We start from the raw sequence: 20,523 nt of genomic DNA, 5'->3' as shown, positions 1-20,523 counted from the left end.
TCAGATCTGGTGCTGCCCGCCGACGGTCGGGATCGGCGGCCCGGCGATGCCTTCGCGGTCGAAGACCTCCTTGACCCGGCGGCGGATCTCGCGCTGGATGCCCCAGTTCTGGTCGGGGGCGCAGCGCGCGAGGATGCGCACGGTGACGGTGCCGCCGGTGATCGACTCGACGCCGAGGACCTGCAGCTCCTCGCGCAGCACCTGCGACCAGTGGGGTTCCTTGTCGATCTTCGCGACCTCGGTACGGATGATGCCGATGACACGCTCGACGTCCTCGCGGTAGTTGAAGGGGATGTCGACGAGGACCGTCGACCAGCCCTGGCTGCGGTTGCCGATCCGGATGATCTCGCCGTTGCGGACGTACCAGACGACCCCGTCGGGGTCGCGCAGGCGGGTGACGCGCAGCGTGACCTCCTCGACGGTGCCGACGGCCTCACCGGTGTCGATGAGGTCGCCGACGCCGTACTGGTCCTCGAGGATCATGAAGATGCCGGAGAGGAAGTCCTTGACGAGGGCCTGCGCGCCGAAGCCCAGCGCGACACCGCCGACACCGGCGGAGGCCAGCAGCGGCGCGAGTGGGATCCCGCACAGCGACATCACGGTGAGCACGGTGATGACCGCGATGGCGAAGGTCGCGATGGACCGCAGCAGCGAGCCCATCGTCAGGGTCCGCTGGCGGTAGCGCTCCCGCGCCGTCGTCGCGTCGCGGTTCGCGCCGCGGCGCTCCCGCTTGGCGCGGGAGGCCTCGCTCCGGGCGATCGAGGCCGAGACGGCTCGGGTGATCGCCCGGTGGGCGAGCCACCGCGCGAGGAAGGCCACCGCGATGGTCACGACGATCTTCAGCGGCGCGCCGAGCAGCCAGTCCGCGGTGGACTCCCAGGTCAGGTCGACGGCGGGCAACGAGGACATGTCGATCATCCGACCGAGTCTGCGTCACGCTCCTGAGCAGCAACTGCACGCGCGACCGCGTCCCGGCTCTCGGCGACGGTGCGGCGCAGCCCCGCCGGCGCGTCCGGGTGCTCGTCGAGCCAGGCCTGCGTCGTCGCGAGCAGCTCCGGGCCGGCGAGGGTCATCGGGTAGAAGCCGATGACGATGCCCTCGGCGATGGCGTGGGTCCGCGCGGACCACACCTCCTCGAGCACGTCGTGGTACCGCTGGACGAAGGGGGTGAGCAGCGCCGGGTCCGCCGTGCGGCCGAAGCCGAGCCCGTGGGCGTCGACGACCGAGTTGGGGGTGTCGGTGGCGACGACCCCCGCCTGCCAGGCGGCCTCCTTGGCCTCGGCGGTCGGGATGCTCGCGGCGGCGCGGGCGGCACGCTCACGACCGGTGGCGGTGTTGTCCCCCTTCGCCTCCGTGGCCACGGCGTCCGCGTCGGCCTCGCCGGCGGCGGCCAGGCCGGTGAGCAGGGTCCACCGCATGTCGGTGTCGACGGCCAGGCCCTCGAGCGGGGCGCTGCCGTCGAGCAGGCCCGCGACGAAGGCGGTGTCGTCGCCGGGGGCGAGCAGACCCGCGTGACCGGTGACGAGCTGCAGCTGGGCGTCGCTGCCCGGCGCAGCGCGCCGAGCGAGCTCGGCGAGGTGGGCGACGACCTGCTGACGGGTCGTCTCGCGGTGCTCGGGGGAGCTGTAGGTGAGCACGGCGGTCGAGACCTGACCGATGAGCGCTCGCAGCAGCACCGAGTCGCTCAGCCCGTCGAGCACGGGCAGGACGAGCTCGACGTAGGAGCGGGCGGCCATCTCGCCGTCGCGCGTCATGTCCCACGCCGAGGCGAGGGCCAGCGACGCGGGCAGCGAGTCGGCGAAGGCCGTTGGGTGCGCGAGCAGCGTCGCGAGAGAGCGCTCGTCGAGCCGCAGCTTGGCGTACGTCAGGTCGTCGTCGTTGAGCAGCAGCAGGTCGGGCTGGCGCTGCCCCACGAGCTGGGCGAGCGGCGTGTGCTCGCCGTCGACGTCCACCTCGATGCGCTCGCGGCGCTGCAGCACACCGTCGACGAGGTCGTAGAGACCGACGGCCAGACGGTGCGGGCGCAGCGTCTCGAAGCCCTCGGCGAAGGTCTGCTCGATGACGGCGTCGACGTAGTAGCCGCGGTCGTCGACCTCGACGAGCGGACGCAGGGTGTTGACCCCGGCGGTCTCGAGCCACAGCTTCGACCAGGCGCGCAGGTCGCGCCCCGAGGTCGCCTCGAGCTCGTCGAGGAGGTCGTCGAGCGTCGTGTTGCCCCAGGCGTGCTTGGCGAAGTACGCGCGCAGCCCGTCGCGGAAGGGCTCCCGGCCGACGTAGGCGACGAGCTGCTTGAGCACGGACGCACCCTTGGCGTAGGTGATGCCGTCGAAGTTGACCTCGACGTCGGCGAGGTCGCGGATCGGGGCGACGATCGGGTGGGTCGAGCTCAGCTGGTCCTGGCGGTAGGCCCAGGCCTTCTCATGGGTGCAGAAGGTCGTCCACGCGTCGGCCCACTCGGTGGCCTCGGCCTGGCAGGTCGTCGAGGCCCACTCGGCGAAGGACTCGTTGAGCCACAGGTCGTTCCACCACTTCATCGTCACGAGGTTGCCGAACCACATGTGGGCCAGCTCGTGGAGCACGGTGAGGGCGCGACGCTCGACGAGGGCGTCGGGCACCTTGGAGCGGAAGACGTACATCTCGTGGAAGGTCACGCAGCCCGCGTTCTCCATCGCGCCCATGTTGTACTCCGGCGTGAAGACCTGGTCGTACTTCGTGAAGGGGTAGGCGCGGTCGAACTCCTCCTCGAAGAAGGCGAAGCCCGCCTTCGTCAGGGCGAAGAGGTTGTCGGCGTCGAGGTACTGGGTGAGCGACTTGCGGCAGAAGATGCCGAGCGGCACCTCCTTGTCCCGCGAGGTGAGCGAGTCGCGGACGACGTCGTAGGGGCCGGCGACGAGGGCGGTGATGTAGCTGCTCATCCGCTCCGTCGGCGCGAAGGCCCACTGCGCCAGGTCCCGCCCCGCTGCGTCCTGCACGAGGGTCGGCTCGGGGGTCGGGCTGTTGCCGATGACCTGCCAGTGCGCCGGCGCGGTGACGGTGAGGGTGAAGCTCGCCTTGAGGTCCGGCTGCTCGAAGACCGGGTACATCCGGCGGCTGTCGGGCACCTCGAACTGCGTGTAGAGGTAGACCTCGCCGTCGACCGGGTCGACGAAGCGGTGCAGGCCCTCGCCGGTGTTCATGTAGCGACCGGTCGCCGCGATCGTCACGACGTTGTCCTCGGCGAGGTCGTCGAGGCGGATGCGGTGGTCGGCGAAGACCGCGGCGGCGTCCAGCTGCGTGCCGTTGAGCTCGACCGACTCCACGGACTCACCGATGAAGTCGACGAAGGTGGCGGACCCTCCCTTCGCCGTGAAGTGGATCGTGCTCGTCGTGGCGAAGGTCGTCTCCGACGTCGTCAGGTCGAGGGTGATCTCGTGACGGTCGACCGTGACGAGCGAGGCCCGCTCGGCGGCCTCCTCACGGGTGAGGTTCTTCCCGGGCACGTGTTGCTCCTTTGCCGTACGACTTTTCGCTCATGCTGTCACAGCGCCGCGGCGCGTCTGAGACGATGGCGTCATGACGCAGACCGTGGAGATGTGGTTCGACCCGCTGTGCCCGTGGGCGTGGATGACGAGCCGGTGGCTCATGGAGGTCGAGGAGGTCCGGGACGTCTCTGTGACGTGGTCGCAGATGAGCCTGTCCGTCCTCAACGAAGGGCGTGACCTCCCCGACGAGTACCGCGAGATGATGGACCGTGGCTGGGCCCCGGTCCGGGTCATCGCGGCCGCCCGCAAGGCGCACGGCGACGAGGTGACCAAGCCGCTGTACGACGCCATCGGGACCCGCCTGCACCTCGGCGGCGAGCGCGACTTCGTCGCCGCCACCGCGGCCGCGCTCGCCGAGGTCGGGCTGCCGGCCGAGCTCATCGAGGCCGCCGACACCGACGAGCACGACGCCTTCCTCCGCGAGAGCCACGACCGCGCCATCGCCCTCGTCGGTGACGACGTCGGCACCCCGGTGATCTCCGTGGAGGGCGTCGCCTTCTTCGGCCCCGTCGTCTCGCCCGCGCCGAAGGGGGAGGCCGCCGGCCGCCTCTTCGACGGATGCGTGCTCGTCGCCGGGACCGACGGCTTCTTCGAGCTCAAGCGCTCCCGCACCCGCGACCCGATCTTCGACTGAGAGGTACTGACTTGCGCGTCCACATCGGTGGCGACCACGCCGCATTCGAACTGCACCAGGAGCTGCTGACCTTCCTCGCCGACGAGGGGCACGAGGTCACCGACCACGGTCCCTTCGAGTACGACGCCGTCGACGACTACCCGGTCTTCGTCATCCGTGCGGCCCAGGCCGTTGCGGCCGACCCGGGCAGCCGCGGCATCGTCCTCGGCGGCTCCGGCAACGGCGAGCAGATGGCGGCCAACAAGGTCGCCGGCATCCGAGCGGCGTTGTGCTACAACGCCGAGCTGGCCAAGCTGGCCCGCGAGCACAACGACGCCCAGATCCTGTCGATGGGCGGCCGGATGCAGTCCGTCGAGGAGTCCAAGGAGATGGTGCGCGTCTTCCTCGCGACCGACTTCACCGGCGAGGAGCGTCACCAGCGGCGCATCGACATGATCTCGGCCTTCGAGGCCGACGGCACGGTCCCGCCGCTGCCCTGACCACACGTCCCATAGCAGGTGAGACCCCCCGCGCGGCGAGCCCGGGGGGTCTCACTTTGGTTGCAAGGCTTCCCAGACAGGCGAATCGGTGCCTAAGGTGCGGTCACGGTGCCACGAGACGCCGTGACGACCGACAGGGGAGGGGCCGCCGAGTGTCCGCGATCTTGCCCGGTCGGCTCCCTGCGTGGGCCGAGGGACGGCGGATGACGCGCACCCTGCCCGCGGTGGAGGGCACACCGCTGCTCGTCGCGGTGCTGACCGCCCTCGTCCTCGTCGCCCTGGCCCACCACACCTGGCCCGACGCCGTCCCGCTCGTCACGCTCGTGCCCCCCTGCCTCGTCGCGACGACCCTGTGCCCGATCCGCGAGGTCCGACTGGTCTTCGGCGTGGTCCTCGCCTACGTCGCCTACTCGGTCGTGGTCGGTCAGGGCAGCTGGACCCGGCAGCTGCCGCTGCTCATCTCCCTCGGCCTGCTCTACGTGCTGGCGACCTCGCGGGCCAGCCACGGCGTGGCCACCTTTGCCGGTGACCGGATGCTCGGCGACCTGCGGACCCGCCTGCTGAAGATGGGCGAGATCCCCGCGCTCGAGCGCGGCTGGCACGCCGAGCGATCCTTCGCGACGGCCCACGGCAATGCCTTCGCCGGTGACTTCAACGTGACGACCCGCAGCCGCTGCGGTCGCAGCCTCGAGGTCGTGCTGGCCGACGTCAGCGGCAAGGGGCAGGAGGCCGGCACCCGCGCGCTCGTCCTCGCGGGCGCACTCGGCGGGGTCATCGGCACGACCGAGCCCCAGCACGTGCTGCCGATGGCCAACGAGTTCCTCGAGCGGGACGGCTGGGACGAGGGCTTCGCGACCGCCGTGCACGTCTGCCTCGACATGGCCACGGGCGAGGTGCTCGTGGCCTCGGCCGGCCACCCGCCGGCGATGCACTACGACGCCGGGAGCGGCCGCTGGTCGGCGCTCGACGAGGCACGTGGCCCGGCCCTGGGCTTCGTGGCCGGAGCCACCTACCCGCAGTCGCGTGCCGTGCTGCAGCGCGGTGACGCGCTGCTCGTCTACACCGACGGCATCATCGAGTCGCGCGTGCGCGACCTCGACGACGGCATCGACTGGATGCTCGGTGAGGCCGAGGCGCGGCTGCGCGAGGGTTTCGCGGGTCTGACCAAGCGGCTCGTGGCGGGCGGACGCGCCGGCGACGAGGACGACCGCGCCGCCGTGCTCATCTGGCGCGACTGACCCCCTTCGTCGGGGCCGTATCCTTGAGCGCCGTGACCTCCTCCGAGCCCGACCCGCACAAGCTGCCCCTGACCGACACCCCGCGCACGGCGGACGGTCGGTACCGGGCGACCGTGCGCACCTTCACCCCGCGCTGGCGGATGTCGCCGCGAGTCGAGGAGCTCATGGAGCGGCTGCTGCCGCGCTACGCCGTCCCGACGACGCCCCTGGACCCGACGCAGGTCTTCGGCCGCGACCTGCCCGTCGTGCTGGAGATCGGGTCCGGCTACGGCGAAGCCGCGGTCGCCTACGCCCGCGAGCACCCCGAGAACGGGATCATCGCGGCCGAGGTGCACGTGCCGGGCGTGGCCACGCTCATGGAAAAGGCCGAGCGCGAGGGCCTGGACAACGTGCGGACCTTCCGCGGCGACGCCCTGGAGTACCTCATCGAGTGCGTCGGCCGCGACCAGCTCGAGGCCGTGCACCTCTTCTTCCCCGACCCGTGGCCCAAGGCGCGCCACGCCAAGCGGCGCTTCGTCCAGCAGGACACCCTCGACCTGGTGCTCGAGCGGCTGCGGCCCGGTGGCCACCTGCTCGTCGCTACCGACCACGCGAGCTATGCCGAGCACGTGCGTGAGCAGCTCTCGCAGCACCCCCGGGTCGCGGTGGTCGAGGGGGAGCGGCCGGCCTGGCGGCCCAGCGCGGGCTTCGAGGACAAGGGCCGTGCGGCCGGCCGGGCGATCCACGAGTTCCGGGTCACCGAGGCGGGCTGACCGCGACGGGGCCGGTCGAGGACCACCCGGTCGGCGGGTGCGTCACCAGGTGTGGGCGACGTCGATGACGAGGCGGGTCGAGTCACCGGGGCCGGTGAGCTCGGTGACCTTGAAGGGCAGCCGGGCGCGCGTGCCGACGCCGATCGTCGTCTGCCCCTCCCAGCTGCCGCCCCACGCCACCTGGCGGAGGGTGCGGTAGGACGATCCCGGCGGCGTTGACGTCACCCGGTTGCCCGGAGAAGGGGGACCAAGCGACACCAACGACGCCGGGCTGTCCGCGCATCAGAAAAGTCCTGAGCCGCGACACCGTGTCAACGATGTCGCGACTCAGGACACTGGAGCGGGCGACGGGAATCGAACCCGCGTAGCCAGTTTGGAAGACTGGGGCTCTACCATTGAGCTACGCCCGCGCGCTCGCCACCGACTGCGCTGCACGGGTGGAAGAGCAGGGGCTAGCCTAGACCCCGCTCGCGGCCCGGTCACAATCGGGACGCGTCACGGGGTATGGCGCAGGTTGGTAGCGCGTCCGCTTTGGGAGCGGAAGGTCGTCGGTTCGAATCCGGCTACCCCGACCGCTGGCTGCTGCAGCCGCTGGCTCAGTACTGCTGGTAGCCGGGCGTGCTCGCTCCGCCGAAGGCCTCCGACAGGCCCGAGTGGACGCCCTCGGCGTGCAGCCCGCGCTCGAGCCTGGCCGTGATGCGCTGGGTCGGCCACACGTGCCAGGCCATCGACAGCAGCGCCCAGAAGCCTCCGACGAGGTAGGCCCACGCGCTGCCGGTGGCGAAGGCCCACACGAGGGACAGGATCGCCGGCGCCTCGGTGATCGCGAAGCGGGTGATGGTCGTCTGCTGCATCGCGTCGAGGGCCAGGGACAGCGCCGCCTCGGGCTCGGTGCTGCGCGGGATCGCCGGGGCGCGGTAGCCGACGGCCTCGGCGACGGCGAAGGCGGCGACGTTGAGCCCGAAGAGCACGGCAGCGGTGAAGGCGGACGGGTACTCGTCGGTCCCGAGCACCACCACGGCGACGACCGCGAAGAGGGGGAGCGCGCCGATGAGGCTCCCGGCGAGGATGCGCAGGGACTGGACGCGTGCGGCGGGTTGCGCAGGTGTGCTGGTCATGCGCCCGAACCTAGCGGGGACCGGCCGGCTGCAGGCCCAGGGCTGTGGACAGTCCTGACCGTTCGCCCGCGCGGTCGAGCCGGCGCTCGAGCGCGCGGATGCCAAGGTAGGCGTGCATTCGGCTTGCGGGCGGTCAGCGGATACAGTGGATCTCCGTGTCCCGGACCACCGGGACGGTGCGTGCGCGCCCGAGAGTCGTCCAACCGACGCGAAGGCCTGCGCCCCAACCCCCTTCGTCGTCCAGATCGTGTGGAGTGCCTGCAGTGAAGAGTGCCGTCGAGAACCTCAGCCCGACCCGGGTCAAGCTGACCGTCGAGGTCCCGAGCGAGGAGCTCCAGCCGCACGTCGACGCGGCCCTGAAGACCATCGGGAGCCAGATCCAGGTCCCCGGCTTCCGCGCCGGCAAGGTGCCCGCTCGGATCATCGAGCAGCGCGTCGGCAAGGGCGCGGTCATCCAGGAGGCCGTCAACGAGGCCCTGCCCGAGTTCTTCGGCAAGGCCGTCGACGAGACCGGTGTCAGCCCGATCGGCCAGCCCGAGGTCGACATCACCGAGGTGCCGATGGCTGACGGAGAGCAGCTGAAGTTCACCGTCGAGGTCGACGTGCGCCCCGAGATCACGCTGCCCGACTACGACGGCATCGAGATCACGGTCGACAACCTCGAGGTCACCGACGAGGACGTCGAGGCCAAGCTCACCGAGCTGCGCGAGCGCTTCGGCACCCTCGTGGGCGTCGACCGCGCCGTCGAGACCGGCGACTTCGTCTCCATCGACCTCAAGGCCGAGATCGACGGCGACGAGATCGACTCCGTCGAGGGCGTCTCCTACGAGGTCGGCTCCGGCAACATGCTCCAGGGCATCGACGAGGCCCTCGTCGGCATGACCGCCGGCGAGACCAAGGACTTCACCGCCCCCCTCGCCGGTGGCGACCAGGCCGGCCAGGACGCCAGCTGCACCGTGACGGTCCAGTCGGTCAAGGTCCGCGAGCTGCCCGAGGTCGACGACGACTTTGCCCAGATGGCCTCCGAGTTCGACACCGCCGACGAGCTGCGTGCCGACCTCACCAAGCAGGCCGAGCAGGCCAAGAAGTTCGAGCAGGGCATCCAGGCCCGCGACAAGGTCCTCGACCACCTGCTCAACAACACCGAGATCCCGCTGCCCGAGGGCATCGTCGAGGCCGAGATCCACCAGCACCTCGAGCAGGAGGGGCGCCTCGAGGACGACGAGCACCGCGCCGAGGTCGACGAGTCGACCCGCAAGACGCTCACGACGCAGTTCCTGCTCGACGCCCTCGCCACGGCCGAGGAGATCGAGGTCGGCCAGCCCGAGCTCATCGAGTACCTCGTCATGCAGTCGCAGCAGTACGGCATGGACCCCAACCAGTTCGCCCAGCTGCTCGACCAGCAGGGCCAGGTCGAGGCCATGGTCGGTGAGGTCGCCCGCCGCAAGGCGCTCGCCGCCGCGCTCGACAAGGCCAAGATCGTCGACGCCGACGGCAACGCGATCGACCTCGACGACATCGTCCCCGAGTCCGAGCGCGCCGTCACCGACGTCGAGGACCTCGACGCCGACGACGAGGGCACCGAGGCCGTCGAGGCGGAGACCGCCGACGAGCAGGCCTGACCCCAGCACCCCGACGAAGGGGGTCGCCGCCGGATGACCGGTGGCGACCCCCTTCGTCCGTCCCGAGGAGCGTCGGATGCAGGCCGCAGACGTGACCACCGCCCGCAACGCCGTGCTGGCGACCTTCGCCGTGAGCGGCTTCGCCTTCGCGTCGTGGGCCTCGCGCATCCCCGCGATCCGGGAGCAGCTCGACCTCACGCCCGGTGAGCTGGGGCGCACCCTGCTCGTCGGTGCGCTCGGGTCGGTGCTCGCCCTGCCGCTGGCCGGGCGGGTCATCACCGCCGTCGGCGCCGCCCGCACGGTGATGATCGGTGTCGTCACCGTGGTCGTCGGACTGCTCTCGGTGGGGCTGGCCGTCGACGTCCTGGGCGACGTCGCAGTGACCGCCGCCGCGATCTTCGTCGTCTCCGTCGGCATCTCGCTGTGGGACGTCGCGATGAACCACGAGGGTGCCGCCGTCGAGCAGCGCCTCGGGCGCACGATCATGCCGGTCTTCCACGCCTTCTTCTCCGGCGGCACCGTGCTCGGCGCGCTCGTCGCGGCGGGGGTGGTGCGTCTGGGCGCGCCGGTGCTCGGCCACCTCGCCGGGGCCGCGGCGCTCGCCCTCGTCGCGGGGCTGCTCGCCCCGCGACGGTTCCTGCCGCGCCTGCTCGAGGTCGGCGAGGGGGGTCCGGCGCCCGAGCGACCCCGCAGCGCCTGGCTCGAGCCGCGCACGCTCCTCATCGGGCTCGTCGTGCTCGTCGCGGCCCTCACCGAGGGCACCGCCAACGACTGGATCGCGCTCGCGGTGACCGAGGGTCACGACCAGCCGGAGGAGGTGGGGGTGCTCGCCTTCGCGACCTTCCTCGCGGCGATGACCGCCGGGCGCCTGCTCGGGGTGCGTCTGCTCGATCGCTACGACCGGGTGCTCGTGCTGCGGGTGCTCTTCGCCCTCGCCGTCCTCGGCTCCATGCTCGTCGTCCTCGGCACCACGGCGACCGCCTTCGTCGGGGTTGTCCTGTGGGGCGTCGGGGCGAGCCTGGGCTTCCCGACCGGCATGAGTGCGGCCGCGGACGACCCGGCGCGGGCGGCGGCCCGCCTGTCGGTCGTCTCGACGATCGGCTACCTGGCCTTCATCGTCGGTCCGCCCGTGCTCGGGATGATCGGTGATCACACGGGGGTGCTGCGTTCGCTGCTCGTCGTCGGCCTGCTCGCCGTCCCCGCCTTCGTCGCCGTGCCGGCGGTGCGGGAGCGGGAGTCGGCCCGGACCTGAATCCGCATTACCCTAGGGTGATGCGGTTGTACGAGTGTTCAACCCCGCCCCACGAGGAGGACGCATGACCGACGGGACCTTCGTCTCCCCCTTCGCCGTCGAGGACCCGGAGGCGCTGGCCGCGACCGAGCGCGTCCAGGCCGAGCTCGCCCGCACCACGGGCCGGCTCGTCGACGCCGTCGTGCGCACCCGCGTCGACGACGCGACGCTCGCCGAGGTCACCGCGCAGGTCGAGGCGCTCGCCGGGCGGCTCCTGGAGGTCGCCCAGGAGGGGCCGCTCGGTGTCGAGACGGCCAGCGACGGGCGGCTGCGCGACCACGGCAACCCCATGGTCGGGATGCGCAACCCCATCGCGCCGCCGCTGCGGGTGACCGGCGACGACACCGGGCGCACGACGTGCACCTTCACCCTCGGCGCGGCCTACGAGGGCCCGCCGGGGTGCGTCCACGGCGGCATCGTGGCCGCCGTCCTCGACCAGGTCGCAGGCTCCGTCCCCGCGCGGCTCGGCAAGCCCGGTCTGACCGCCTACCTCAACACGACCTACCGCCGCCCCACGCTCCTGGGGCGCGAGCTCGTCTGCAGCGCGTGGGTCGAGCGCGTCGACGGGTGGAAGACCTTCGTCCGCGGCGACATCCGCGACGACCAGGGCCGGGTGACCGCCGAGGTCGAGGCCCTCTTCGTCGTGCCGCGCTGGGCCCGGGAGCACGTGTCGACGCCGGCCGCGGACGCCATCGACGTCCCCTCCGCGGGCGAGGAGACGCCGGGGTCGAGCACCCCGTAGCGTGGCGGCATGACGTCCCCTGACGAGGTCGTGCCCGAGCCGGAGCAGCCGGTGGCCCTCGAGGTGGAGGACCGGGGCGAGCCCGACTTCGCCCGGATCTTCTTCCCGGCCCGGCCACGGGCTCTGCGGCCCCGAGCCCGCCTGCGCCCGCAGGGCGCACCCTCGGCCGACCAGGTGCGCTCGGGCGAGCCGCTCGGGTCCAACCCCGTCTACGTCGAGTGGTTGCGGGGGCAGTCGATGCTGCAGGACGCGAAGGAGATCGCGGCGCAGCTCACCGGGCTGGGCTCGATGTGGCAGAACCCGTACGCGCAGCCGGACCCGCGGGCCGCGGTCGAGACCGCCTCCGTGTGGTTCACCGCCTACCCGATCTCGATGATCACGCCGGCCGGCGCCTCCTTCCTCGGCTCGCTCGCCGACCCGCACCTGTGGCGCACCTTCGAGCGGATCGGTATCCACGCCCTGCACACCGGGCCGGTCAAGCGGGCCGGCGGGCTGTCGGGGTGGAGCCCGACGCCGAGCGTCGACGGTCACTTCGACCGGGTGTCCACCCACATCGACGAGCTCTTCGGCAGCGAGGAGGACTACCGGGAGATGTGCCGGGTCGCCGCGGAGCACGAGGGCACCGTCATCGACGACATCGTCCCCGGCCACACCGGCAAGGGCGCCGACTTCCGCCTCGCCGAGCTCGGCGTCGACGACTACCCGGGCATTTACCACATGGTCGCGATCCCGCAGGAGGACTGGCACCTCCTGCCCGACGTGCCGGCCGGCCGCGACTCGGTCAACCTCCACGAGGCCGCCGAGGCGGCGCTCGCCGAGGCCGGCCACATCATCGGCGCCCTGCAACGGGTGATCTTCCACGTCCCCGGCCTGAAGGACACCAACTGGTCGGCCACCGCCCCCGTGACCGGCCCCGACGGCGTGACCCGACGCTGGGTCTACTTGCACTACTTCAAGGAGGGGCAGCCGTCGATCAACTGGCTCGACCCCACCTTCGCCGGGATGCGGCTGGTCATCGGCGACGCGCTGCACAGCCTCGGCGACCTCGGCTCGGGCGGACTGCGGCTGGACGCCAACGGCTTCCTCGGCGTGGAGCGCTCGCTCGAGGGGCCGGCCTGGTCGGAGGGTCACCCGCTCTCGCTGGCGGCCAACCAGCTGATCGGGTCGATGGTGCGCAAGGTCGGCGGCTTCACCTTCCAGGAGCTCAACCTGTCGATCGAGGACATCCGCGACACCGCCACCGGCGGGGCCGACCTCTCCTACGACTTCGTCACCCGGCCCGCCTACCACCACGCCCTGGCGACGGGGGAGACCGAGTTCCTCCGGCTCTGCCTGCGGCAGGCGATGGATCTCGGGGTCGACGCCGCCGGCCTCGTCCACGCCCTGCAGAACCACGACGAGCTGACCTACGAGCTCGTCCACTTCGCCAGCCGGCACCGCGACGACGACTTCACCTTCCGCGGGCGGACGACGAAGGGGGCCCAGCTCGCCGAGACGATCCGGCAGGAGCTCACCGACGCCCTGACGGGCGAGGCGGCGCCCTACAACCTCGTCTTCACGACCAACGGCATCGCCTCGACGACGGCCTCCGTCGTCACCGCCGCGCTCGGGCTGCGCGACCTCGACGCCCTGACGGAGACGGACGTCGAGCGGGTCCGGCGGGCCCACCTGCTGCTCGCGATGTTCAACGCGCTCCAGCCCGGGGTCTTCGCCCTGTCCGGATGGGACCTCGTCGGGGCGCTGCCGGTGCCGGTCGACGACATCGCCGAGCTCGTCCGCGAGGGTGACACGCGCTGGATCCACCGGCCCGCCTACGACCTGCTCGACGTGGCGCCTCAGGCCAGTGCCTCGGCCTCGGGCATGCCCCGGGCCCGCACCCTCCACGGCCCGATCGACGCCCAGCTCGACGACCCGACATCCTTCGTCTCCCGGCTGCGGGACCTGCTCCACCTGCGCGGGTACTTCGCCATCGCGACGACCCGCCAGGTCGACGTGCCCGACGTCGCCCACCCCGCGATGCTCGTCATGGTCCACGCCTACGAGCAGGTGCCCGGTCAGCTGCAGGTGACCGTGCTCAACTTCGGCGAGGAGCCGATCAGCGGCACGGTGATCAGCGAGCACCTCGAGCCCGGCTCCCGCCTGATGGACATGGGCGACGGGTCGGCCTTCGGCGAGGTCGACCAACTGCACGGTTTCCACGTCGAGCTCGACGGCTTCGCCGGCCTCGCCCTCCTCGTCACCGCCCCCAGATCCGAACTTGCCTAGGTTTCTGTCATCCGCCGGGGAATGTTCGCAGGCGCCTCGTCAGGATCCTCGGCGGATCCGGGCGGAGGGGACGAAGGAGGAGTTCCGCACCTGTTTGCGCAGGTCAGGGTGGGTTACCGTCGGGACGTGACCCACGACCCGAACCGGCGCCGCGTCCAGATCCGCCCCCTCGGCGGTGCACCCGGGTGCCTCGCGATGATCCTCTTCTCGATACTCGCGAGCGTCGTCCTCACCGTGCTCCTCAACCTCGTCTTCTGAGGTCGGAGTCACGGCCACGGCCGCGGCACCGCACCACCCTTCGCCAGTCCCCCTTCGCCCGTCGCCCTCCGACGACGACTCGAGCGACGACCACCAGGACGACGACAACACCTGAGCCGTGGCCGACGTTGCGCTCAGGGCGAACACGTGCGGGAGGCGGGAAACATGCGCAGGGAGCGGGCGTTAGGGTCAGTGAAAGTCGTGAACCACGAGAGCAACCGCCCCACGGCGGAGAAGCGAGTGAGCGTGAGCAACAGCAGCGAGATCGTCGCGGCCGGCCCGCAGGGCGGGATGGGTCTCGACGACCACATCTACCAGCGCCTCCTCAAGGAGCGCATCATCTTCCTCGGCTCGGATGTGCGAGACGACAACGCCAACGCCATCTGCGCGCAGATGCTCCTCCTCGCCGCGGAGGACCCGGAGAAGGACATCTGGCTGTACATCAACAGCCCCGGTGGCTCCATCTCCGCCGGCATGGCGATCTACGACACGATGAAGTGGATCCCCAACGACGTCGCGACCGTCGCGATGGGCCTGGCCGCCTCGATGGGCCAGTTCCTCCTCTCCGCCGGCACCCAGGGCAAGCGGTACGCGACGCCCCACGCCCGCGTGATGATGCACCAGCCCTCGGGCGGCATCGGCGGCACCGCCTCGGACATCAAGATCCAGGCCGAGCAGATGCTCTTCGTCAAGACGCAGATGGCCGAGCTCATCGCCGAGCACACCGGGCAGAGCGTCGAGCAGATCCACAAGGACTCCGACCGCGACCGCTGGTTCGGCGCCCAGGAGGCCAAGGAGTACGGCTTCGTCGACCACGTCTTCGAGCGCTCCGACCAGGCCGGCCGGGCCGACAACCCGGTCAGCGACTGAGCCCCGACCCGCGAGCCCTCCAGGAGACACCATGAACTTCGACGCCCAGCTGCGCACCCACCAGCCCGGGGGTGCCCCCCTTCGCCCGGGGCCGTCCAACCGCTACGTCCTGCCCAACTTCGAGGAGCGCACCTCGTACGGCATGAAGCGGATGGATCCGTACACCAAGCTCTTCGAGGACCGGATCATCTTCCTCGGCGTGCAGGTCGACGACGCCTCGGCCGACGACATCATCGCCCAGCTCCTCGTCCTCGAGTCGATGGAGCCCGAGCGCGACATCCTCATGTACATCAACAGCCCCGGTGGCTCGTTCACCGCCATGACGGCGATCTACGACACCATGCAGTACATCCGCCCGGACATCCAGACCTTCGTCATCGGTCAGGCTGCCTCCGCCGCGGCGGTGCTCCTCGGTGCCGGCGCCCCGGGCAAGCGCTTCGCCCTGCCCAATGCGCGCGTGCTCATCCACCAGCCGGCCCTCGCCGGCGGTGAGTACGGCCAGGCCTCCGACATCGAGATCCAGGCCAACGAGGTGCTGCGCATGCGCACCTGGCTCGAGGAGACCTGGGCCAAGCACTCGGGCAAGACCGCCGAGGAGGTCCGCGAGGACATCGAGCGCGACAAGATCCTCTCGGCCGCGGAGGCCAAGGAGTACGGCCTCATCGACGAGGTGCTCACCCCGCGCAAGGCCTCCCTGGAGGACTGAGCGCGCCGCGCACGGCGTGTCGTCCTGCAGTTCGCGCGACACCACCACGAAGGGCCCCGGGAAGCCGGGGCCCTTCGTCGTGCCCGACCCTGAACTGCAGGACGACATGCGGGAGCGACCGGTCTGACCGGCCCGTTCCGCTGTCAGCGGAACGGCGCGACGCGCCCCCGTCGGACGGTGTCCAATGGGTCCTGAGACGGACCGCTTTGGGTACCGTCGAGGCACGCGGCCCACCGTGGTCGACCCGGGATCGAGAGGACACCTGACGTGGCACGAGTCGGAGAGAGCGGCGATCTGCTCAAGTGCTCCTTCTGCGGCAAGTCCCAGAAGCAGGTCAAGAAGCTCATCGCCGGGCCCGGGGTGTACATCTGCGACGAGTGCATCGACCTGTGCAACGAGATCATCGAGGAGGAGCTCACCGACGGCGGTGACCTCGGCCTCGACGAGCTGCCCAAGCCGCGCGAGATCTTCGACTTCCTCGAGACCTACATCATCGGCCAGGACACGGCGAAGAAGGCGCTCGCCGTCGCCGTCTACAACCACTACAAGCGCATCCAGGCAGACGAGGGCGCCGCCGCCAAGCGCGACGAGGACCACGTCGACATCGCGAAGTCCAACATCCTGCTCATCGGCCCGACCGGCTGCGGCAAGACCTACCTCGCCCAGACCCTCGCGCGGATGCTCAACGTCCCCTTCGCCATCGCCGACGCGACGGCCCTGACGGAGGCCGGCTACGTCGGCGAAGACGTCGAAAACATCCTGCTCAAGCTCATCCAGGCCGCGGACTACGACACCAAGAAGGCCGAGCAGGGGATCATCTACATCGACGAGATCGACAAGGTGGCCCGCAAGTCCGAAAATCCGTCGATCACCCGTGACGTCTCCGGCGAGGGCGTGCAGCAGGCGCTGCTGAAGATCCTCGAGGGCACGACGGCGTCGGTGCCTCCGCAGGGCGGGCGCAAGCACCCGCACCAGGAGTTCATCCAGATCGACACGACCAATGTCCTCTTCATCGTCGGCGGGGCCTTCGCCGGGTTGGAAAAGATCATCGAGTCGCGCGTCGGCAAGAAGGGGCTGGGCTTCGGCTCCGAGCTGCACAAGGCGACCGACCTCGCCCAGGCGATCACCGACGTCATGCCCGAGGACCTGATGAAGTTCGGCCTCATCCCCGAGTTCATCGGCCGCCTGCCGATCATCACGACCGTCACGCCGCTCGACCGCGAGGCGCTCGTCCAGATCCTCGCCGAGCCGAAGAACGCGCTCGTCAAGCAGTACCGCAAGATGTTTGCCATCGACGGGGTCGAGCTCGAGTTCACCGACGACGCCCTCGAGGCGATCGCCGACTCCGCGATCTCCCGCGCCACGGGTGCCCGCGGGCTGCGCGCGATCCTCGAGGAGGTCCTCATGCCGGTCATGTTCGACACCCCGAGCGACGACGGCATCAAGCAGATCGTCGTCACCGCCGAGGTCGTCCGCGACAACGTCCTGCCGACGATCGTGCGCCACGAGGAGAGCGGCAAGCGCAAGCACAAGCGCTCCGCCTGACCCACCTCGCCGGCTGAGGAGACTGCCCGCGGCCGCCTACGCCCACCACGCTGGCTGAGGAGGCCGCCCGCGGCGGTCTCGAAGCCTGACAAGATGTGGCTGTGAGCGCCCCCTACCGACTCGTCCAGGGTTCCTCGGGTCCCCGGCAGCAGAGCCCGACGACCTGCGGGTCCGCTTGCGCCACGGTCGCCCGCATGCTCGTCGACGCTCCCTTCGCCCGCTGGATCACCGCCGGTGAGGGCCAGCCCGTCCCCGGGGCCGAAGGGAGCACCCAGGCCGAGCGCTTCGCCGCCTGGGAGCGCACCGTCCACGCCCGGACCAATGGCTGGCGCGGGTCGAGCGGCACCCTGGCGCTGGGCTGGCCACGGGCGCTCGGGACGCCACCGTGGGGACTGCGTCGTGAGCTCGAGCAGGGTGCCTCGCGCGTGGGGACGCGCTACCGCCTCGTGTCCGTGCGTGGGCACTCCGAGGAGTCGCTGCGCGCCCGCTACCGCCGCCTGCTCGACCTCGTCGTCGACGGGGAGCCGGCGGCGCTCTACGTCGGCAGCCGCCTGCTGCCGCGGCACGTCACGCTCGTGCTGCCGGGGCAGCGAGCCGATGCGCTCGACGTCTACGAGCCGGCCAGCGGGAGCGTGCAGCTCCTCGACGAAGACGCCTTCGCCCGGCGTCGGCTGCGCTTGGGCGGGTGGTCGGTGCCGTGGATCCTCGTCCAGCCCACCGGTCACCGCCGGGTGGTCGACGGGTCACCGGCGACCAGCCCGTGGCGGGTGCCCCGGCTGGCCCCCGAGCCCTCGCCCGACCTGCTGCGGGAGGCCGACCCCGACTCGGTGTGAGCGGGGCCGGCCCGGCCGTCAGTTCTTCGGCGGCTTGACGAAGGGGATGAGCTCGACGTCGCGCAGCGTGACCTCGTCACCCTCGACGTAGTCGAAGCTGCCCGTCAGGCGCCCCGCGGCCCGCAGGTCGGCCTCGTCGGCGCGCACCCGCTCAGCGGTCGCCGCCGGGGCGACGAGGGTCGCCGAGGTGATCTCGCTGCGCATGCCGACCTTGGCGTCGGACTTGGCCTTGCGCACCTGGCTCAGTGCGGTGCCGACGGCCGTGAGGACCTGTGGGTCGCCGGCCTCGGAGAGCGCCAGCTCGCTGGCCTCGGGCCAGGTCGCGCGGTGCACCGAGCCCTCCTGCCACCATGACCAGACCTCCTCGGTCGCGTAGGGCAGCACCGGGGCGAGCAGGCGCAGCAGCACCGACAGGGCCAGTCGCAGCGCGGCCCGGGCCGAGGGGTCGCCGCCGTGGGCGCGGTCCTTGACCAGCTCGATGTAGTCGTCGCAGAAGGTCCAGAAGAAGGTCTCGGTGACGTCGAGCGATCGGGTGTAGTCCCACGACTCGAAGCCTTTGGTCGCGTCCTTGACCACCTGCTCGAGCGCGGCGATCATCGCCCGGTCGAGCGGCTCGGTGATGACCGACGACAAACCCTGCCGGTCGGCCAGCTCGGGCTCGCCGAAGCCGAGGGCGAACTTGCTCGCGTTGAGCAGCTTGATGGCCAGACGGCGGCCGATCTTCATCTGCCCGGTGTCGTAGGCCGCGTCGGTGCCCAGACGACCCGAGGCGGCCCAGTAGCGGACCGCGTCCGCGCTGTGCTCGACGACGACGTCCTCGGGCGTGACGACATTGCCCTTGGACTTGCTCATCTTCTTGCGGTCGGGGTCGAGGATCCACCCGGAGATCGCGGCGTTCTTCCACGGCGCGGTGCCGTGCTCGAAGTGGGCGCGCACGACGGTCGCGAAGAGCCAGGTCCGGATGATGTCGTGGCCCTGCGGGCGCACGTCCATCGGGAAGACCTTGGCGAAGAGGTCGCTCTCGCCGCGCTCGCCGGCGAGCCAGTCACCGGCGATCTGCGGGGACAGCGAGGAGGTCGCCCACGTGTCCATGACATCGGGGTCGCCGGTGAAGCCACCCGGCTGGTCGCGCTGGTCCTCGGTGTACCCGGCGGGCACCTGTGCCATCGGGTCGATGGGCAGCTGGTCCTCGGTCGGGACGAGGGGGGTGTCGTACTGCGGCTGGCCGTCGCCGTCGAGGGCGTACCAGACGGGGATCGGGATGCCGAAGAAGCGTTGGCGGGAGATCAGCCAGTCGCCGTTGAGGCCGGCGACCCAGTTCTTGTACCGCGACTTCATGAAGTCGGGGTGGAAGTCGATCTCGTCGCCGCGGGCCTGCAGTGCCTGGTTGAGGTCGGCGTCGCGCCCACCGTTGCGGATGTACCACTGGCGCGAGGTGACGATCTCCAGTGGCTTCTCGCCGCGCTCGTAGAAGTTGGCCTTGCGCTGGGTCTTCTGCGGCTCGCCGTCGAGGTCACCGCTGGCGCGCAGCGCCTCGACGACGACCTCACGGGCCGAGTGCACGGTCTTGCCGGACATCTGCGCGAAGGTGGCGGCGCCCCCTTCGCTGTGGATCCACTCCGGGGTCTCGCCGAGCACGCGACCGGCGCGGGTGATGATCGAGCGGGTCGGCAGCTGCAGCTCACGCCACCAGATGACGTCGGTGAGGTCACCGAAGGTGCAGCACATGGCGATGCCGGCGCCCTTGTCCATCTCGGCCGAGGGGTGCGCCACGACGGGCACCTCGACGCCGAAGATCGGGGAGGTGACGGTCGAGCCGAAGAGGCCCTGGTAGCGCTCGTCGTCGGGGTGGGCGATGAGCGCGACGCAGGCCGGGAGCAGCTCGGGGCGGGTGGTCTCGATGTGCACCGGCCCGTCGGGGCCGTGGAAGGCGACGCGGTGGTAGGCGCCGGGGTAGTCACGGGCCTCGAGCTCGGCCTGCGCCACGGCGGTCTGGAAGGTGACGTCCCACAGGCCGGGCGCCTCGGCGGTGTAGGCCTCGCCGCGGTCGAGGTTGCGCAGGAAGGCGGTCTGGGCCGTCGCGCGGGAGCGGTCGTCGATGGTGCGGTACTGGATGCCCCAGTCGAGGCTGAAGCCGAGGCGGCGGAAGAGGGACTCGAAGGCCTCCTCGTCCTTGACCGTCAGCTCGTCGCACAGCTCGATGAAGTTCTGCCGGCTGATCGGCACCTGGTCGGCGGCCTTGATCGACTTCGTCGTCCCCTCGAAGGGGGGAGTGAAGTCGGGGTCGTAGGGCAGCGAGGAGTCACCGCGGACGCCGTAGTAGTTCTGGACCCGCTTTTCGGTCGGCAGGCCGTTGTCGTCCCAGCCGATCGGGTAGAAGACGTTGTAGCCCCGCATCCGCTTGTAACGGGCCATGCAGTCGGTGTGGGTGTAGCTGAAGACGTGCCCCATGTGCAGCGACCCGCTCGCGGTCGGCGGCGGGGTGTCGATGGAGAAGACCTGCTCCCGGGCGCCCGCGCGGTCGAAGGCGTAGGTGTCCTGCTCGCGCCATACGGCGCCCCACCGGTCCTCGAGGCCGTCCAGCGAAGGACGGTCCGGGATGCGGGTGGCGTCGGGGGCGGGGGAGTGCTCGGTCATGGGGTGGATCTT

17 protein-coding genes, 2 tRNA genes and 1 pseudogene are annotated in these 20,523 nt (G+C 71.0%); 14 read left to right on the top strand and 6 right to left on the bottom strand.

What is annotated here, in order from left to right:
• Window positions 1-918: a mechanosensitive ion channel family protein gene (locus CWN80_RS01370; protein ID WP_007926008.1), complete on the bottom strand. Its 918-nt coding sequence runs from the start codon at window positions 916-918 to the stop codon at window positions 1-3.
• Complete coding sequence (gene pepN, locus CWN80_RS01365) at window positions 915-3,479, bottom strand: aminopeptidase N (protein ID WP_007926009.1); 2,565 nt, start codon at window positions 3,477-3,479, stop codon at window positions 915-917. The genes CWN80_RS01370 and pepN overlap by 4 nt, the downstream gene beginning before the upstream one ends.
• Window positions 3,480-3,552: 73 nt before the next feature.
• On the opposite strand from pepN, the gene CWN80_RS01360 reads away from it, so the two are divergent.
• The 4 genes from CWN80_RS01360 to trmB all read left to right on the top strand — a co-directional run bounded on the left by CWN80_RS01360 (window position 3,553) and on the right by trmB (window position 6,624).
• Window positions 3,553-4,155 carry a mycothiol-dependent nitroreductase Rv2466c family protein gene (locus tag CWN80_RS01360; RefSeq protein ID WP_007926010.1) on the top strand — a complete coding sequence of 201 codons (603 nt, stop codon included), beginning with the start codon at window positions 3,553-3,555 and terminating at the stop codon, window positions 4,153-4,155.
• An 11-nt stretch (window positions 4,156-4,166) separates the two neighbouring features.
• On the top strand, window positions 4,167-4,634 hold the full coding sequence (locus tag CWN80_RS01355) for a ribose-5-phosphate isomerase (protein WP_007926011.1): 468 nt from the start codon (window positions 4,167-4,169) through the stop codon (window positions 4,632-4,634).
• Between the two features lie 203 nt (window positions 4,635-4,837).
• Window positions 4,838-5,872 (top strand): PP2C family protein-serine/threonine phosphatase, encoded by a 1,035-nt coding sequence (locus tag CWN80_RS01350; RefSeq protein WP_128276754.1) that lies wholly within the window; start codon window positions 4,838-4,840, stop codon window positions 5,870-5,872.
• A 32-nt stretch (window positions 5,873-5,904) separates the two neighbouring features.
• A complete protein-coding gene (trmB, locus tag CWN80_RS01345) occupies window positions 5,905-6,624 on the top strand; it encodes a tRNA (guanosine(46)-N7)-methyltransferase TrmB (protein ID WP_007926013.1) in 720 nt (239 codons plus the stop codon).
• 42 nt (window positions 6,625-6,666) lie between these two features.
• Here the strand turns inward: trmB and CWN80_RS15260 are convergent.
• Both CWN80_RS15260 and CWN80_RS01340 read right to left on the bottom strand, forming a co-directional pair.
• A pseudogene (locus CWN80_RS15260) lies at window positions 6,667-6,861 on the bottom strand (AMIN-like domain-containing (lipo)protein); the annotation flags it as partial.
• A gap of 99 nt (window positions 6,862-6,960) precedes the next feature.
• Window positions 6,961-7,034 (bottom strand) — tRNA-Gly (locus tag CWN80_RS01340).
• An 88-nt stretch (window positions 7,035-7,122) separates the two neighbouring features.
• Between CWN80_RS01340 and CWN80_RS01335 the strand changes: the two genes are divergently transcribed.
• Window positions 7,123-7,196, top strand: a tRNA-Pro gene (locus CWN80_RS01335).
• A 24-nt stretch (window positions 7,197-7,220) separates the two neighbouring features.
• Here the strand turns inward: CWN80_RS01335 and CWN80_RS01330 are convergent.
• Window positions 7,221-7,742: a hypothetical protein gene (locus CWN80_RS01330; RefSeq protein WP_007926016.1), complete on the bottom strand. Its 522-nt coding sequence runs from the start codon at window positions 7,740-7,742 to the stop codon at window positions 7,221-7,223.
• Window positions 7,743-8,005: 263 nt separating this feature from the next.
• Between CWN80_RS01330 and tig the strand changes: the two genes are divergently transcribed.
• The 9 genes from tig to CWN80_RS01290 all read left to right on the top strand — a co-directional run bounded on the left by tig (window position 8,006) and on the right by CWN80_RS01290 (window position 17,874).
• On the top strand, window positions 8,006-9,364 hold the full coding sequence (gene tig, locus CWN80_RS01325) for a trigger factor (RefSeq protein WP_128276753.1): 1,359 nt from the start codon (window positions 8,006-8,008) through the stop codon (window positions 9,362-9,364).
• Between the two features lie 40 nt (window positions 9,365-9,404).
• Window positions 9,405-10,616 carry an MFS transporter gene (locus CWN80_RS01320; RefSeq protein ID WP_238148011.1) on the top strand — a complete coding sequence of 404 codons (1,212 nt, stop codon included), beginning with the start codon at window positions 9,405-9,407 and terminating at the stop codon, window positions 10,614-10,616.
• A gap of 64 nt (window positions 10,617-10,680) precedes the next feature.
• Complete coding sequence (locus CWN80_RS01315; protein ID WP_007926020.1) at window positions 10,681-11,397, top strand: PaaI family thioesterase; 717 nt, start codon at window positions 10,681-10,683, stop codon at window positions 11,395-11,397.
• A gap of 9 nt (window positions 11,398-11,406) precedes the next feature.
• Complete coding sequence (gene treS, locus CWN80_RS01310; RefSeq protein WP_128276752.1) at window positions 11,407-13,662, top strand: maltose alpha-D-glucosyltransferase; 2,256 nt, start codon at window positions 11,407-11,409, stop codon at window positions 13,660-13,662.
• A gap of 126 nt (window positions 13,663-13,788) precedes the next feature.
• On the top strand, window positions 13,789-13,920 hold the full coding sequence (locus CWN80_RS15915; protein WP_259911850.1) for a hypothetical protein: 132 nt from the start codon (window positions 13,789-13,791) through the stop codon (window positions 13,918-13,920).
• Window positions 13,921-14,211: 291 nt separating this feature from the next.
• Window positions 14,212-14,790 (top strand): ATP-dependent Clp protease proteolytic subunit, encoded by a 579-nt coding sequence (locus CWN80_RS01305; protein ID WP_051987910.1) that lies wholly within the window; start codon window positions 14,212-14,214, stop codon window positions 14,788-14,790.
• Between the two features lie 31 nt (window positions 14,791-14,821).
• On the top strand, window positions 14,822-15,496 hold the full coding sequence (locus CWN80_RS01300; RefSeq protein ID WP_007926022.1) for an ATP-dependent Clp protease proteolytic subunit: 675 nt from the start codon (window positions 14,822-14,824) through the stop codon (window positions 15,494-15,496).
• A 267-nt stretch (window positions 15,497-15,763) separates the two neighbouring features.
• On the top strand, window positions 15,764-17,041 hold the full coding sequence (gene clpX, locus CWN80_RS01295; protein ID WP_007926023.1) for an ATP-dependent Clp protease ATP-binding subunit ClpX: 1,278 nt from the start codon (window positions 15,764-15,766) through the stop codon (window positions 17,039-17,041).
• Between the two features lie 101 nt (window positions 17,042-17,142).
• The gene (locus CWN80_RS01290; RefSeq protein WP_007926024.1) at window positions 17,143-17,874 is read left to right on the top strand and encodes a hypothetical protein; all 732 of its coding nucleotides are present in this window, start codon (window positions 17,143-17,145) and stop codon (window positions 17,872-17,874) included.
• Window positions 17,875-17,892: 18 nt separating this feature from the next.
• On the opposite strand, the gene valS is transcribed toward CWN80_RS01290, so the two are convergent.
• The gene (gene valS, locus CWN80_RS01285; RefSeq protein WP_007926025.1) at window positions 17,893-20,511 is read right to left on the bottom strand and encodes a valine--tRNA ligase; all 2,619 of its coding nucleotides are present in this window, start codon (window positions 20,509-20,511) and stop codon (window positions 17,893-17,895) included.
• Window positions 20,512-20,523 lie beyond the last annotated feature (12 nt).

Origin of the sequence: Janibacter hoylei PVAS-1, assembly GCF_004025845.1 — a bacterium.
GTDB classification, from domain to species: Bacteria; Actinomycetota; Actinomycetes; order Actinomycetales; family Dermatophilaceae; genus Janibacter; species Janibacter hoylei.
The sequence above is the reverse complement of the archived record's forward strand: the minus strand, read 5'-3'. Positions and strand labels throughout refer to the sequence as shown.